Below are 350 nucleotides of genomic sequence, written 5' to 3'. Positions count from 1 at the left end.
GTGTCCCTGTTCATAGAAGGAGATTACTATGAGCAGGAAAAAACAAGTCAATCAGAAAATCACAGCCCTCTATTGCCGTATTTCTCTGGACGATGGCGGCGATAACGAGAGTATGAGTATCAGCAATCAGAAACTTATGCTCAAGGAATTTGCCGAGAAAAACGGGATATTCCAGTATGAGTATTATGTGGACGATGGTTACACAGGCCGTAATTTCAATCGTCCCGCTTTTCAGCGTATGATTGCCGATATTGAGGCCGGTAAAATTGGCTGTGTCATTACCAAAGACCTGTCCAGACTGGGAAGAAATTATATCGAAGCCGGCAGCTATATTGAAATCTTCTTCCCTA

General features: G+C 43.1%; 1 protein-coding gene. It reads left to right on the top strand.

Going from position 1 to position 350, the window contains the following annotated elements; all coding sequences use genetic code 11:
* Positions 1 to 28: 28 nt before the first annotated feature.
* On the top strand, positions 29 to 350 hold a 322-nt coding region (locus tag ACTNBK_RS17215), incomplete at its 3' end, for a recombinase family protein (protein ID WP_441147924.1).

Origin of the sequence: Intestinimonas sp. HCP28S3_D6, from assembly GCF_052065695.1 — a bacterium.
Classification (GTDB): Bacteria; Bacillota; Clostridia; order Oscillospirales; family Oscillospiraceae; genus Intestinimonas.
This window is presented reverse-complemented; position numbering and strand designations above follow the sequence as displayed.